The sequence below is a fragment of the Richelia sinica FACHB-800 genome (assembly GCF_014698825.1).
GTDB lineage: Bacteria > Cyanobacteriota > Cyanobacteriia > Cyanobacteriales > Nostocaceae > FACHB-800.
Genome location: NZ_JACJTT010000016.1, coordinates 61,714 through 75,301 on the forward strand (window position 1 = coordinate 61,714; position 13,588 = coordinate 75,301).

14 protein-coding genes are annotated in these 13,588 nt (G+C 41.6%); 7 read left to right on the forward strand and 7 right to left on the reverse strand.

Going from position 1 to position 13,588, the window contains the following annotated elements; all coding sequences use genetic code 11:
- Positions 1-159 precede the first annotated feature (159 nt).
- The gene (gene accC / locus H6G73_RS13025) at positions 160-1,512 is read left to right on the forward strand and encodes an acetyl-CoA carboxylase biotin carboxylase subunit (RefSeq protein ID WP_190605038.1); all 1,353 of its coding nucleotides are present in this window, start codon (positions 160-162) and stop codon (positions 1,510-1,512) included.
- Positions 1,513-1,582: 70 nt separating this feature from the next.
- On the opposite strand, the gene H6G73_RS13030 is transcribed toward accC, so the two are convergent.
- Positions 1,583-1,876 carry a YggT family protein gene (locus tag H6G73_RS13030; RefSeq protein WP_190605040.1) on the reverse strand — a complete coding sequence of 98 codons (294 nt, stop codon included), beginning with the start codon at positions 1,874-1,876 and terminating at the stop codon, positions 1,583-1,585.
- A gap of 213 nt (positions 1,877-2,089) precedes the next feature.
- On the opposite strand from H6G73_RS13030, the gene psbX reads away from it, so the two are divergent.
- The 4 genes from psbX (at position 2,090) to H6G73_RS13050 (ending at position 4,560) form a co-directional block, all read left to right on the forward strand.
- The gene (gene psbX / locus H6G73_RS13035; RefSeq protein ID WP_190605042.1) at positions 2,090-2,209 is read left to right on the forward strand and encodes a photosystem II reaction center X protein; all 120 of its coding nucleotides are present in this window, start codon (positions 2,090-2,092) and stop codon (positions 2,207-2,209) included.
- Between the two features lie 183 nt (positions 2,210-2,392).
- Complete coding sequence (locus H6G73_RS13040; RefSeq protein ID WP_190605044.1) at positions 2,393-3,316, forward strand: Ycf66 family protein; 924 nt, start codon at positions 2,393-2,395, stop codon at positions 3,314-3,316.
- Between the two features lie 46 nt (positions 3,317-3,362).
- Positions 3,363-3,926 carry a PD40 domain-containing protein gene (locus H6G73_RS13045; RefSeq protein WP_190605047.1) on the forward strand — a complete coding sequence of 188 codons (564 nt, stop codon included), beginning with the start codon at positions 3,363-3,365 and terminating at the stop codon, positions 3,924-3,926.
- Between the two features lie 106 nt (positions 3,927-4,032).
- Positions 4,033-4,560, forward strand: coding sequence for a TolB family protein (locus tag H6G73_RS13050; protein ID WP_190605049.1), 528 nt, complete (start codon positions 4,033-4,035; stop codon positions 4,558-4,560).
- 57 nt (positions 4,561-4,617) lie between these two features.
- Here H6G73_RS13050 and H6G73_RS13055 read toward each other — a convergent pair whose 3' ends face one another.
- Positions 4,618-5,616 carry a succinate dehydrogenase/fumarate reductase iron-sulfur subunit gene (locus H6G73_RS13055; protein WP_190605051.1) on the reverse strand — a complete coding sequence of 333 codons (999 nt, stop codon included), beginning with the start codon at positions 5,614-5,616 and terminating at the stop codon, positions 4,618-4,620.
- Positions 5,617-6,853: 1,237 nt separating this feature from the next.
- Here H6G73_RS13055 and H6G73_RS13060 point away from each other — a divergent pair.
- On the forward strand, positions 6,854-7,285 hold the full coding sequence (locus H6G73_RS13060; protein WP_190605053.1) for an AbrB family transcriptional regulator: 432 nt from the start codon (positions 6,854-6,856) through the stop codon (positions 7,283-7,285).
- Positions 7,286-7,735: 450 nt separating this feature from the next.
- The gene (locus H6G73_RS13065; protein ID WP_190605055.1) at positions 7,736-8,566 is read left to right on the forward strand and encodes a CPBP family intramembrane glutamic endopeptidase; all 831 of its coding nucleotides are present in this window, start codon (positions 7,736-7,738) and stop codon (positions 8,564-8,566) included.
- A gap of 24 nt (positions 8,567-8,590) precedes the next feature.
- Here the strand turns inward: H6G73_RS13065 and proB are convergent, their stop codons facing one another.
- The 5 genes from proB to H6G73_RS13090 form a co-directional block, all read right to left on the reverse strand.
- Complete coding sequence (gene proB / locus H6G73_RS13070; RefSeq protein WP_190605057.1) at positions 8,591-9,700, reverse strand: glutamate 5-kinase; 1,110 nt, start codon at positions 9,698-9,700, stop codon at positions 8,591-8,593.
- Between the two features lie 211 nt (positions 9,701-9,911).
- On the reverse strand, positions 9,912-10,454 hold the full coding sequence (locus tag H6G73_RS13075) for a YqeG family HAD IIIA-type phosphatase (RefSeq protein ID WP_190605059.1): 543 nt from the start codon (positions 10,452-10,454) through the stop codon (positions 9,912-9,914).
- Positions 10,455-11,072: 618 nt separating this feature from the next.
- Positions 11,073-11,645 (reverse strand): DUF3727 domain-containing protein, encoded by a 573-nt coding sequence (locus H6G73_RS13080; protein WP_190605062.1) that lies wholly within the window; start codon positions 11,643-11,645, stop codon positions 11,073-11,075.
- A 131-nt stretch (positions 11,646-11,776) separates the two neighbouring features.
- Complete coding sequence (gene ruvX / locus H6G73_RS13085; RefSeq protein WP_190605064.1) at positions 11,777-12,253, reverse strand: Holliday junction resolvase RuvX; 477 nt, start codon at positions 12,251-12,253, stop codon at positions 11,777-11,779.
- A gap of 7 nt (positions 12,254-12,260) precedes the next feature.
- Positions 12,261-13,496, reverse strand: a complete 1,236-nt coding sequence (locus tag H6G73_RS13090; protein ID WP_190605066.1) for a GNAT family N-acetyltransferase — start codon at positions 13,494-13,496, stop codon at positions 12,261-12,263.
- Positions 13,497-13,588 lie beyond the last annotated feature (92 nt).

Sequence of the window (13,588 nt, forward strand, 5' to 3'; positions counted from 1 at the left end):
GTCTAGTACACAACTCGTGGAGGCAACCAAACCAATCCTCAACTCTACTGAGAATGGGGGGCGGAAATCTTCTATCAGAATTTGCATTAATGCGACAGCTTTAAGTGAATGGGATGGGAGAAAATGTCAATCTACTGGTACTGATATCGAAGCTAGAAAATGAAGTTTGACAAAATATTAATTGCCAATCGAGGAGAAATCGCCCTTCGCATTCTCCGAGCCTGTGAGGAAATGGGAATTGCGACGGTTGCCATTCACTCTACTGTTGACCGAAATGCTCTCCATGTTCAACTAGCTGATGAAGCGGTTTGTATTGGGGAACCTGCCAGTGGAAAAAGCTATTTAAATATTCCCAATATTATTGCCGCAGCTTTAACCAGAAATGCTACTGCTATTCATCCTGGTTATGGTTTTTTATCTGAGAATGCTCGGTTTGCGGAAATTTGCGCTGATCATCACATTGCCTTTATTGGCCCGACCCCGGAAGCGATTCGCTTAATGGGGGATAAATCAACGGCTAAGGAAACGATGCAGAGGGCAGGAGTGCCCACTGTACCTGGCAGTGATGGCTTGGTAGAATCAGAGCAGGAAGGGTTAGCGATCGCTAAAGAAATTGGCTACCCGGTGATGATTAAAGCCACAGCTGGTGGTGGTGGTCGAGGAATGCGTCTAGTGCGTTCCGAAGAAGAATTCTCAAAACTATTCCTAGCGGCTCAATCGGAAGCAGGTGCAGCTTTTGGTAACGCTGGTCTCTATATAGAAAAATTTATCGAACGTCCCCGCCATATCGAGTTTCAAATTTTGGCGGATAACTACGGTAATGTTATTCACTTAGGAGAAAGAGACTGCTCTATTCAGCGTCGCAATCAAAAATTGCTAGAAGAGGCCCCTAGTCCTGCTCTTGATTCAGACCTACGGGAAAAAATGGGAGAAGCTGCGGTCAAAGCTGCTCAATTCATTAACTACACTGGAGCCGGCACCATAGAATTTCTCTTAGATAAGCACGGCAAATTTTACTTCATGGAAATGAACACCCGCATCCAAGTTGAACATCCTGTCACCGAGATGATCACCGGGATAGACCTGCTGGTGGAACAAATCCGTATTGCTCAAGGAGAAAGACTCAGACTGACTCAAGACCAAGTAATTTTAAGAGGTCACGCCATAGAATGCCGGATTAATGCCGAAGACCCAGACCATGATTTTCGTCCTGCTCCTGGGAGAATTAGCGGTTATCTACCCCCTGGAGGGCCTGGGGTGCGGATTGATTCCCATGTCTACACAGACTACCAAATTCCCCCATACTATGATTCTCTCATTGGTAAATTAATTGTTTGGGGGCCAGATAGGTCTACAGCCATTAACCGGATGAAGCGGGCGCTCAGGGAATGTGCCATTACTGGGCTACCCACCACCATCCCCTTCCACCAGAAAATCATGGAGAATCCACAGTTTGTGCAGGGCAATATTTACACCAATTTTGTCCAGGAGATGAATAATTTAGGTAAGTAACAAGTAATTCAGGTCTTGGTAATTGGTAATTGGTGAGTGAAAACATCCCAGTACCCAATACCAATTACTCTTAACTCACACGAGACATCATGGTCAGTAATCCTTGCTGACCTAAGAGAATTTCTCGAATTAAGCTAAAAATACCCACCCAAATAATGGGAGTAATATCTACCCCACCAATGGGTTGTATGATTTTGCGTAATAAAACTAGAAAGGGTTCTGTCGGCCAAGCGATTAGATTAAAAGGCAAGCGATTAAGATCCACTTGTGGATACCAAGTGAGAATGATGCGGAAAATAAACAAAAACGTCATCACTCCCAAGACGGGGCCAAGAATCAAAGAAATCAGGTTAACACCAGTCATCGGTTTGAGCTACTATCTGTGAAGCAAACAAAAACTCAAAAGCTTAAAATTTTTAAGCTTTGTAAACTATTTTCTCTCTAATTTTAACTAAATGCTGTCATTTTCTGTATGGAAGTCAGAGGAAAGTATTGATTATGTAATGCTGAACGGCTTCTCAAGAAACTGATACACCATTAAAATTAGGAAGAAGTGTGTAAAAAAAGGTTGAGAACTATGACACCATCTTTAGCAAACTTTCTTTGGAGCTTGGTGTGGGGTGCGGCAATAGTTGTAATCCCTGCCACTGTTGGTTTGATTTTCATCAGTCAGAAAGATAAAATCCAGCGTAATTAATGCTTGGTTGAGTCACAGTAACTCTCACTACCTGTTGTCTATCAGTAAGCTATTCTTAAAAGGATGGCTTTTGCTGATAGGCAAAGGTTTTTAAGTGGTAAGCTCAAGGGTTTATGGTTCCTGGCAACGGTGGAGATTTGAAGTGTGACTCGCTAACATAGATTTGATATTGGGAAAACAGCAATGATAAATTTTGGGCTGAACTCAGCCAGTGTTCTGGCTCAGGTAAATTTTGGGGCGAACTCAGCCAGTATTCTAGGAATTTTCCTGGCTGTGGCTGGGGCAGCACTGTATTTTCTCCGCTCAGTACGTCCAGAACTGTCAAGGGATCAGGATATCTTTTTTGCAGCAGTGGGTTTACTGTGTGGCTTTATTTTAGTATTCCAAGGCTGGCGGCTTGATCCAATTTTGCAATTCGGTCAGCTGCTGTTGGTTGGTACGACAGTATTTTTTGCAGTGGAAAGTATCCGTTTACGGAGTATAGCTACTCAACAAGCCAAACGTAATACTCCGATTGTGGATGATGAGCGTGATGTGAGTGGGCGTTATTCCTACTCTAAGCGCAGAAATTATCAAGAAGCGGAGATGGATGCGGATTTAGAACCCCTACCTTATTACGATGAGGAAGACCGTCCTGTCCGTAGGCGAATTCCTGGTAGTAAGGAAGAACGTTCCCAACGAGATGATTACTACGAAGATGAAGCTCCCCGTCGTGCTGAACGTCGCAGTCGAGAAAAGCCAGAAACTACGGAGAGAAAACGTCGTCCTACTAACAGTCGTCCTGTGACTCGTTCCCCAGAAATTGAGGATGAAGACAACTGGGGTTCTAGTGCTAGGGAAGTGAATGATTGGGATAATACATCAGGACAAGATGAGACGAGAAAGCCCTCACGTCGCACTAGTAATAGACCCCAGCGTCCAGAGGTGAGTGAGGATGATGTGACACCAAGGACGACAAGGAAGCGCCGTAGACCGGTTGATTCTAATCCCAGGCGATCGCTTGACGATGATGAGGCTATACCAACTGATTACGTACCGTATAACCCAATTGAAAAGCCAAATGACGAGTCAGATAATTCTACTAATTTTGATGATGACGATATCTAAATCTTTTGGGGTGTGGTAGTCACTACGGCGACGGAAAACAGTTGATGTGAAAACATTTACGCCTACGTTTTGGCTCCAACGACCTTTTCATTGGAGCCTGATTTTTGGTTTGACGAGCTTGCTTGTCTCCTGCGGTGCTAATGATATTCCTATAGGCCCCGCTTCTCTCAATAGCCGTTTCACTGATGAACAACCGGCGTTGAGTGGAAATGGTCGTTTTTTAGCATTTGTTTCCAATCGGTATGGTAATCAACAGTTGTTGGTGTTTGACCTAGAAACCCAAACTTTGATTCGGACTCCTGGGTTAAATCGTGGAGAAACAATTGCCGAAAGTCCTAGCTTGAGTTATACCGGACGTTATATTTGTTACTTAACTAGTGACCAAGGTAGACCTGTGGTGACTCTCTATGATCGCGCCACTCAGCAATCACAAATTCTCACTCCTACCTATCGTGGCTGGATACGCAATCCCCATATCAGCCCCGATGGACGATATATAGCTTTTGAGTCTGCGAGTCGCGGTCAGTGGGATGTGGAAGTTCTTGACCGAGGCCCGACAGTAGAGTTAGATATTCCCAATGGTGCAACTGTGAATGTACCGCCGCAGTAATCAATAAAAAAATTACAAATCCGTTTTGGAAATTAGGGTTTAGCATTGCGCTCTACTCCTAACCACGCATCTTTATGAAAGTGCAAAAATGAAACGGTATTAACCGATGAATAAATATTCTCTATTTATATTGGTATTGCTCTCGTCTAATTTATTAACCGGTTGTTTTGGCTACCCCCGGCTGTTGAGTTACCCATTTGATGCCGGGGGCAGGGGTTTAAATAGTCTAGCCTCAGAATTAAACCCCCAAACAGCAGGAAGATATATTGTCTTAACTAGCGATCGCCGGGGTAGTCAAGATGTATATATGTTTGATACTCTGACCCGAAATTTGATTGATTTACCTGGGTTAAATGCTTTAGATACTATCGCCTCCCATCCCGGTGTTTCTGAAGATGGTCGATTTATCGTCTTTGCTGCTAGTCGTCAAGGACGTTCAGCAATTTTCCTCTACGACCGAGAAACTCGCCAATCGCGCAATTTAACCCCTAATCTCCAAGCAGAACTTCGCAACCCTACAATTAGTGCCGATGGCACCAGAATTGCCTTTGAATATAGCAACAATGGTCAATGGGATATTTTAGTGTATGACCGTTTTGGTCAACCATTGAATATCCCTCAAGAACCAAGATAAGCCAGCGTACTAACCTTCTTCATTCTTCTGTTCGCGTAGCGTGCCGGAGGCATACTCCTAAACTTCTTTCTCCTGCACCGACTCAATCAGCGATCGCACTTGTTCTGTCCCTTCTGATGGCTCAAAGGAGAGGGGAAATTTGCCACGAATTAGCATTCGTAAACCTAAAGGTGCAAGACTGAGTAAGCCTCTCAGGTCACGGAAATAATTACCAACCACATTTAAGCCAAATTGGCGTTCATCAATCCATCCACCTGCTTTGACTAAATCTACCAATACTTTGCGGTGGCGAATTGACCGACTGTCTTGTGCTTGTTTGCGGTCGAGAATTTCTTGTTTAATTTTGGTAATTTGTTCTAATGGTGCTACTTCCATGGGACAAACGGAGTCGCAGTAAAAACAACGAGTACAACCCCAAACTCCTTTTGTCCCCTCGTTATAGTTTTCCAGGCGATTTTCTGTATTAGTATCGCGGGAATCTGCCACCATCCGATATGCTTTGGCCAGGGCATGGGGTCCCACAAAGTCGGAATTAATTTCGCGGGCATTACATTCAGAGTAACAAGCGCCGCACATAATACAATTACCTGTTTGATCCAGGAGCGATCGCTCTTGTGGTGTTTGTAAAAATTCTCTTTCTGGTATTTGCCGGGCTGCTGTGCTCACATAGGGAGCAACTGCTTCTAAATTATTCCAGAAACTACTCATGTCTACAACTAAATCTTTAATCACAGGCATATTACCCAAGGGTGCGATCGTCATTTCTGGCAAAGGATTAGTTTCCGCTTTTGATGACGATATTTTTGCTAATCTGGCTAGTTCGCTGCCTACATTTTCTTTACAAGCTAAAGCAGAACGTCCATTAATTCGCATACCACAACTGCCACAAATTGTATTACGGCAATTTTTGCGAAATGCTAAAGTTCCATCCTGTTCCCATTTAATTTGATTGAGACAATCGAGAATTGTATTACCTGGTTCTACTTGTAAAAGAAAAGTCTGGAAAACAGGGGTAGAATTTTGTTGCTGCCGATAAATCTTAAAAATAATTTCCATTGCTACCAGCTATAGTCTGAAAATTGCTTCTCATCCCTTGGAAATCACGAATTCAGTACCGCAGTTGTTGATTAGGACTTTACTGTCTTGAACTATGATTCAATCTCAGCTGCTAATAAACGGACAGGGTGAGAGTTAATGATTCCAGTTCCAGGATAACCATAAAAAATTTTAGTTGACCTGGAGCTACGATCCAATCAAGTTGTCAACCTTTCTCAGATCCAATCAAAAAATTCTTTCCCCAGTTGGGGCAAATGTGAAAATTAATTATATAGAAGTGTTAAAGCAGATAAACATCTTCTATTGATGGCTATCAAACAGCTGATAGATGTGGTAAATTGATTCTTCCTCTAGACAGAAGTACAGAATCAACTCAGATTTTTGCGGCTTCAGCAATCAACCGATGGAAAAATCCACCTGTTTTCTGTCTCCAGTCAATCAAAAAAAACATTGAATTTTACTTATCCCTCAAAGCAGCTAATCCAATTAGATTAATTTTTATAAAATGATTGACTCCAAAATCCTCCGCCCACCAAGGCTATAAAAAATATCATCTGGTTTTTGGCTGTGTAAATCCAGGAATTTAAATAAAAGTTGCTGATCAAAGTTTTATTCAAAAAAAAATAAATAGTTTGCTATTATTAGTCCATGCTAGTATTTAATATACAATTACGCAGTAACAAAGCCAGTATTAAAAACCGTTTAAGCGCGGCTCTTGCTGTTTTGTTATTAAGTAATGTGGGGACTAAAAAATAAGTCTCTACTGGCAGGACGAAAGGGTGTGTCCGTAAGACCAAACCTAAATACTTTGCTTGTCCTAAGCTGGAGATAATTAATAGAGATAACTCTATAACTCGAAAGCAATAAAGACCAGCAATAAGCGTGAAAAACCTGCAATTTAACGGAGCTACGACTTTTTCGTAGTATAACTAACCTGATTTGTAAAGGTGGCTTGAAGTTACACCACTACAGTAGCGCCAAAGAGAAAATAATTTGTTTTTTCATGGCGAATGATGGTTAAAAGTGCCGTCAAAATACCAAAAATAAATATCTGTGGGAACCATGACTCTATAATCTATTGTGATTACACAATAGGTTTGCTTGGGCTTCATAATCAGCAGGGAATCACTATTCACCCTCTAGTCTTCACCATCTCTGTGCAGTAGCTAAGAGGCCAAATCTGGGGATAAGAAGACATTGTTGATCAGCTTGGAGAGATAAGGAAAATTTGAGCATAATGACTGAAACTGCAATTGCCCCATTAACAGGAAAAGCACTGCTAGCGAAAGTAAAAGAACTTTCAACTTTACCACGTCGAGAAAGAGCAAAGCAGTGTGGTTATTACACCGTTACAAAAAATAATCAGGTGCGTGTTAATCTCACCGATTTTTATGATGCGTTGCTATCTGCTAGGGGCATTCCCTTAAGTCCAGAAGCACCAAAAGATGGACGTGGTCGCGAACCGACATATCGGGTCAGTGTTCATCAAAACGGTCAAATTGTGATTGGTGCAACTTACACTAAAGCAATGGGATTAAAGCCTGGTGATGAGTTTGAAATTAGACTGGGTTACAAGCACATTCACTTGATTCAATTAGGTGAAAGTGACAAGAAACTAACCTCAGTCGATGAAGACTCAGATGAATCTGATTTAGATGAAGAGGAATAAGTTTGTTAGTATTCAGTCGTCATGGATGAGTGATTAGCTATCCTATCAGCGAAGACGATAATTAGCAATTTCTGCTTACCGATTCAATACTGTTGAATTGGCTACTATTTGCAGTCTGCTGATAGGTGATCAAGTCTTGGATTTCGTCTTGCTCATCACTATATGTGTATGAATTACAAGTAGAGCCAAATCTCGTCATCTATTTATGAGCTTGGGATCATGACTGATGACTGAATGCTAATATGATTTTTCTCTAGGGTGGGGATATATAGGCTATGAATACTGGATGTACTATACCTACATCTGCAACAGATGATGAAAGAAAATTTGATTCTACCTGTTGTAAGAGTCCTGTATTCTAGTAAAGTCTTGATTAAGTATCCAGCACTTTATTTTTGCCACATATCTATCGTGTTTTTTTTCCCTACCTCCATATTGTTATTAGAGCCAATGGCCAACACTGTGCTGGTGTACATTCAAGGTAGTGCAGTGTTGTTGGTCGTGGCTTTTTTTCTATTTTGGCTAGTATTATGGCTGCCATTTGCAGGAATATTAGCGATCGCACTCCGATGGCAACCAAACCAACCCCTAGCACCATCGCAAAAAATACCCCTCATCGTCTCTCTTTATCTCCTCGCACCTTTAATTTTCTGGGGGATACAGTGGTTAGGACTAGGGTCTTTTACTAGTTATGGTTGGGTAAATCAGGTTTCAATTCTCCAGTCTTTACTACTGGGTTTGTTAGCTGGTGTAATAGGTATACTTTTAGTGTTTGGATGTCAATTGCAGCTTGGTTGGTGCAATTTAGAAACAGAGAAGATTAGTTTAATCAAATCCCACATCCTCCCAATTTCCTTAGTAGCTTTATTTGTGGGTGGGATAGAAGAGTTAATTTTTCGTGGCTTCTTATTGACAACTCTAGACAAAGATTATCCCCTATGGGTGGCAGCAGTCCTTTCCAGCATGATTTTTGCTGTGCTACATCTAATTTGGGAGCAAAAAGAAACTTTACCCCAGTTACCAGGATTATGGTTGATGGGAATGGTGTTAGTAATAGCAAGATTGGTGGATGGAAATCATTTAGGTATAGCCTGGGGACTACATACGGGTTGGGTATGGGCGATCGCTACCATAGATACAGTAGGCTTAATTAGCTATACCGGGAAAGTTTCCGAAATTTGGACAGGAAAATATCAAAAACCCTTGGCAGGTATAACGGGGATAATTTGTGTTGTGGGGACAGGAATTGCTTTGTGGGGATTATCTTCAGTAATGCTCTAATTCACCGAAAAATCAAACTTTGTCCTAAATCAAAACCAAATTGTCCCGGTGAATGACCGTTTCTGCACCCTCATAACCTAAAATTCCAGCAATATCCCGTGAATGACAACCGCGAATCTTTTCCAGTTCCACACTGTTGTAATTGACTAGTCCTCTAGCAATTTCATTCCCATGAATATCACACAGTTGCACTGCGTCTTGAGTATCAAAATCTCCTTCTACAGCTTTAATTCCTGCTGCTAATAAAGATTTTCCAGCTTGGGAAATAGCTGTGGTTGCACCTTGGTCTAGATATAATTTACCCATCGGTACTAAACCATAAGCTATCCAGCGTTTCCTAGCGGAAGTTGGTTCTGGTTGGGGTTCAAAATGTGTGCCTATGGGTTCCCCTTGAATAATTTTCTCAATGTTGCGAGGAAAGCGTCCTTGGGTGATGACAGTACGTACTCCTGCCGCTATGGCTATTCTCGCTGCGGAAATTTTGGTTACCATCCCACCAGTACCCCATTGAGAACCTTGGGAACCAGTCTGGATTTGTAACTCTGCTAATTCCTTAATGCTGCTAACTAAACTGATGGGTTTTGCGTCAGGTACAATACGGGGATCAGCGGAATACAATCTATCCACATCAGTCAACAAAAATAACCAATCTGCCTCTACCAAACTGGCTACTAATGCAGAGAGGGTATCATTGTCACCAAATTTTAATTCTTCTACAGCAACCGTATCATTTTCATTTACTACGGGTATTACCCCTAGTCCCAGCAGTTCTTGAAAGGTGTTATAAGCATTAAGATAACGGTTACGTTGTACTAAATCGGCACGAGTCAACAACACCTGAGCTATGGGTTGTTGCAAAATGGAGAATAGATCATCGTATACACGCATGAGTCTACCTTGTCCCACCGCTGCTACTGCTTGTTTTAAGGCGATCGCTTTCGGACGTTCTGTTAAACCTAGTCGCGCACAACCTACACCGACAGCACCAGAGGAAACTAAAATTACATAATGCCCCTGTCGCCGTAAATCGCAGAGAGTTTCTGCTAAGGTAGCAATTGTCGAAAGAGCTAATTGTCCTGTTTCTGGTTGGGTCAGACTAGAAGTACCGATTTTTACAACTATTGTTTTAGTCATTGGTCATTTCCAGACAATTAACACAAAAAATTGTACAGCGCCAACCCTCTATATGGTGAGGAATGACGCTGCACATAAATATACTTATTTACTATTTTTTAGAGTCTTTATTTTGCTTGACTCCATGTTATTTATACATAATCTTCTGCGATTTTTGAATAAGGCGAGGGATTCTTAACTATTTTTTTAGATTTACTTTGCTGACAAATTATCAATCTTTATGAATTTTTGTATGCTTAGGTGTAATGGACGCACCTAATATCTCTGATATCCATACTTCAAAGTTACGCACTGGGTGATTACGCAAGTCGGTGACATCAGGATGAACTATCGGTTCTACTAAAATAGTAAACATACCTAAGCGATTACCAGCTAGGACATCAGTAAATAAGCGATCGCCTACCATCCCCACTTTTTCCACAGGTAATTTCATTTCCTCTAGTGCTGCTCTCAGTTTACGACGGGAAGGTTTGGCAGCACCAAGATAGTAGGGTAAATTCAAAGAACGAGCAATTCCACCAATACGCGCTTCACTTAAATTATTGCTGACTAACCATAATGAAACATGTCCACGTATTTCTTCTACCCATTTTTGTAATTCTGGGGAAGCCGAAGCAACTCTAATTGGGACTAAGGTGTCATCTACATCTAATACCAGACCTTTTAGACCATATTCTTGAATAATATCCGGTGTTAAGTTTAAGACTGAACCTGTCAAAATCAAATCAGGCTGTAGGAGATTCGTCCAATTCATAGTTAAGAGTTACACCTTCTTTCCAGTTCCCTGAGTCATCTAAATTTTATGAGCTAAACTCATATTATTGATTATTGAGCTACATCGAGAGTGCAGAATAAATAAGAATTTGCGATGATGCTTGATATTTTTGATCAAATATGAAATATGTAAATGATTTCTGCCAGGATTTAGATATGTTCAACCCCTACCCATGAAATCTACCTAATTCACAGTTTTATTGCATCAAAGTAAGGATTTTTTCTCCCTGCTTATCTACTTATCTGAACAATCGGATCTCATAGGGCAAAATAATTGCCCTCCAGGGATCTACAAAACCCAGATACTAGCAAGAAATTACTACTGCCACATTTCTCATCCAACATACAAAAAAATATGAGTTGGTTAAGACAAAAAATATAGCAATGGACAGAGCGCTTAGGACATTAACTAACACTAAAACTTAGACAAACAAAGGCTTTTAGCTCTGTCACCTGTCACCTGTCACCTGTTACCTGCGATGCACTGAGCGCAGTCGAAGTGTCACCTGCTATAGGTTGGCAAGGGAGAAATCGAAAATCAAAAATTCCCAATTAAAAATTGTATTTTTAATCTTTATTTTTTAATTTTCTCTGATGGTTATTCAACTTGATTAAACAGATGTTCTTCTAGTAGGGGCTGAACTTGACGAAACTCCTCAGGGGAGAGTAGTTCTGGATCGCCGGTTTTGGTAATCCGCGCAAAGAAGAGTAGTGGATCTAGGGGAGTATAGATTGCATACTCCTGCTCTTCATAGTAGAAAGTAGTGATGAGTTGTAGTTGTTCCGGTTCTAAATTCGACTCATCATCTTCTATTTCTAAAGTGAAAAGTTCCGATTCCTCAACAGGGGGTAACTCACCTGCGACTGTTAACGCATAAGCAGTATTTTTCAAGATTAAATTCTGCTCTGATAGAACTGCTTGGGCTGTACTAAAAATTTTGTCAATTGTGGCATCATCTTCTACCAAAATTGCTTCTTCTTCAGCACCATTATCTTGCCAAGCAAAAATTTCTATCGGTGAGTCAACAGGTAGAAGTAAAACATAATCTTGCCCATCTACCGACAGGGAATGCTCAATATAACAATCAAGCGATCGCCCCTGTTCATCTCTTAAAGTGATAGAACCTTCGTAGTCGTGATCATTTTCTTCAGGAAATTGAGAGGAAAACATAGCTCCAAGATGTAACTTTATCAATACTCGTGACTGTGATAATCATTGCTGTGGGAAATTACAGACAATTTTCATTACAAATCTAGAGATACAGTTGAGTAATAGTTTTCAGAATACCATGTTAATAGGTATCAATCTTCAACACAGGCTACTGGTCTATGAATCAAACTGCGTCTAGTGTCTAGCCATTGTTGCAAAATCAATGCCGCAGCTTTGCGATCAATCAAGCCTTTGTTACGGGATGGTGAACGATTTTCAGCAATTAGCATTTGTTCTGCTTGGTATGAGGTTAATCGCTCATCTACATATTCCAAAGGCAAGTTAAGGGTTTGAGCCAACCTCTGAGCAAATTTCTTCACCTGTCTGGCTTGAAATCCTAAAGACCCATCCATAGAATATGGTAGACCAATAACCAGAACCTGCACTTGGCGATCGCTCACGAGTTTTTGAATTAGCTCTACATCCTCGCGGAAAGATTTGCGTTCAATGGTGGTAATACCCGTTGCAATCAAGCCAGTACCATCACAACCCGCTACACCAATCCTTTTACTACCTACATCTAAACCAAGGGCTGAGACAAATGACTTTGATTGAGTTTGAGGCATCACGCGATTTTTACTCCTGGTGAGCATCTGCTGAATCGGACTGGCAAGATGCATCTAGATTTAAGTTTTTGTTAGGCAAAGACACTATATCTGACTTGTTGGGCACAATGCGGTCAGAATGTTTTTGTGTGTCTGGTTCTACCCAGGACATCCCACCAGGAATTGGTTTCCGGGCTGGTTGTAGCCCTTGTAGCACTTCCGGCCATTGAATTCCCTCTAAGGAAACGAATTTAGATTCTCTGAGTTTGTGCCACACTGAGCGTGACATAATCAGAGTATGTTCAATCCGCTTGGCTCCAATACTTTCCAAATACTCTTCTCGCTCTGGTTGGTAGTCAGAAGAAGCCAACCTTAAACCTTGTTGAGGGAAATCTTGGGCGATGCGAGCCAATTGAGACAATAATTCTGGATATAACCAAGTATAAGCAGGGTGAACGGTGAGGGTAGCCACGTGGGGCGTGTCACCTTGACGCTCTAGCTGGATTTGAAAATAACCGATAGCTGCTTTGCGCTGGGGTTCAAAGACGTAACCGCTGACAACTTCTGTTTTAGTTGCCCATTGCTTAATACCATCAGCGATCGCACCAAACAAACTAGTTTTAAAATCATGGGTGTGGCGGTCAAACACCTGACGCACCAAAGGGGGCATGGATGCAGTATCTAATTGATAGAGTAACTGAGCATCAGCATTACTAACTGGTAACAGATTGGGTAAATCTGGTTCACCTTGCGCCAATTCCCCTAGCAACTCTGGGCTAATTTCCCAGTAAGTCATTTCTGCTAGACGCTGAAATCCATTTTGCCGATAGAGAGCCAACCCTTCAATATCGTTGATATTAACTTCTAATATCCAAGTTCTCGCTTCTAAAATTGATTCAAAGCAATGGCGCAATAACTGTGAGCCTATGCCCAGCTTATCGCCACTCCGCTCCAACATCACCCGATCAATGCGCCAAGTGCTGCGGGTGCGGTTAAATGGTGACACTTGAATCATCCCTAAAAGTGTCCTCCCTTGTTCCGCTACATAACCACAGAAGCGGTACTTTAAGGGATTGGGAAACCAACTCAAAAATTTAAGCAACCCATACCAGCGACGTAGCCATTGCATTTGCTCCATGGCAAAATTCGCCTGTTGAGGTGACAGGGTTGTGAAAGAGTCTTGAGTAATGCGCTCAATACCATCCAAATCCCGATACTGGACAGGACGGATCACAACGCTGAGGTTTCTAGGGAGTATTGATGTCATTTTGATTCAAGCCGCCATTTAACCTTAAATAAATACAATGAGTGATGTACTGCAACTATCTTAACGGCTTTCTGCTCCTAAACTCTTGCTTC

Bases quoted from the DNA above. Each gene is read 5' to 3' on its own strand.
- accC (WP_190605038.1), top strand. From the start codon at position 160: ATGAAGTTTGACAAAATATTAATTGCCAATCGAGGAGAAATCGCCCTT.
- H6G73_RS13030 (WP_190605040.1), bottom strand. From the start codon at position 1,876: ATGACTGGTGTTAACCTGATTTCTTTGATTCTTGGCCCCGTCTTGGGA.
- psbX (WP_190605042.1), top strand. From the start codon at position 2,090: ATGACACCATCTTTAGCAAACTTTCTTTGGAGCTTGGTGTGGGGTGCG.
- H6G73_RS13040 (WP_190605044.1), top strand. From the start codon at position 2,393: ATGATAAATTTTGGGCTGAACTCAGCCAGTGTTCTGGCTCAGGTAAAT.
- H6G73_RS13050 (WP_190605049.1), top strand. From the start codon at position 4,033: ATGAATAAATATTCTCTATTTATATTGGTATTGCTCTCGTCTAATTTA.
- H6G73_RS13055 (WP_190605051.1), bottom strand. From the start codon at position 5,616: ATGGAAATTATTTTTAAGATTTATCGGCAGCAACAAAATTCTACCCCT.
- H6G73_RS13060 (WP_190605053.1), top strand. From the start codon at position 6,854: ATGACTGAAACTGCAATTGCCCCATTAACAGGAAAAGCACTGCTAGCG.
- H6G73_RS13065 (WP_190605055.1), top strand. From the start codon at position 7,736: ATGGCCAACACTGTGCTGGTGTACATTCAAGGTAGTGCAGTGTTGTTG.
- proB (WP_190605057.1), bottom strand. From the start codon at position 9,700: ATGACTAAAACAATAGTTGTAAAAATCGGTACTTCTAGTCTGACCCAA.
- H6G73_RS13075 (WP_190605059.1), bottom strand. From the start codon at position 10,454: ATGAATTGGACGAATCTCCTACAGCCTGATTTGATTTTGACAGGTTCA.
- H6G73_RS13080 (WP_190605062.1), bottom strand. From the start codon at position 11,645: ATGTTTTCCTCTCAATTTCCTGAAGAAAATGATCACGACTACGAAGGT.
- H6G73_RS13090 (WP_190605066.1), bottom strand. From the start codon at position 13,496: ATGACATCAATACTCCCTAGAAACCTCAGCGTTGTGATCCGTCCTGTC.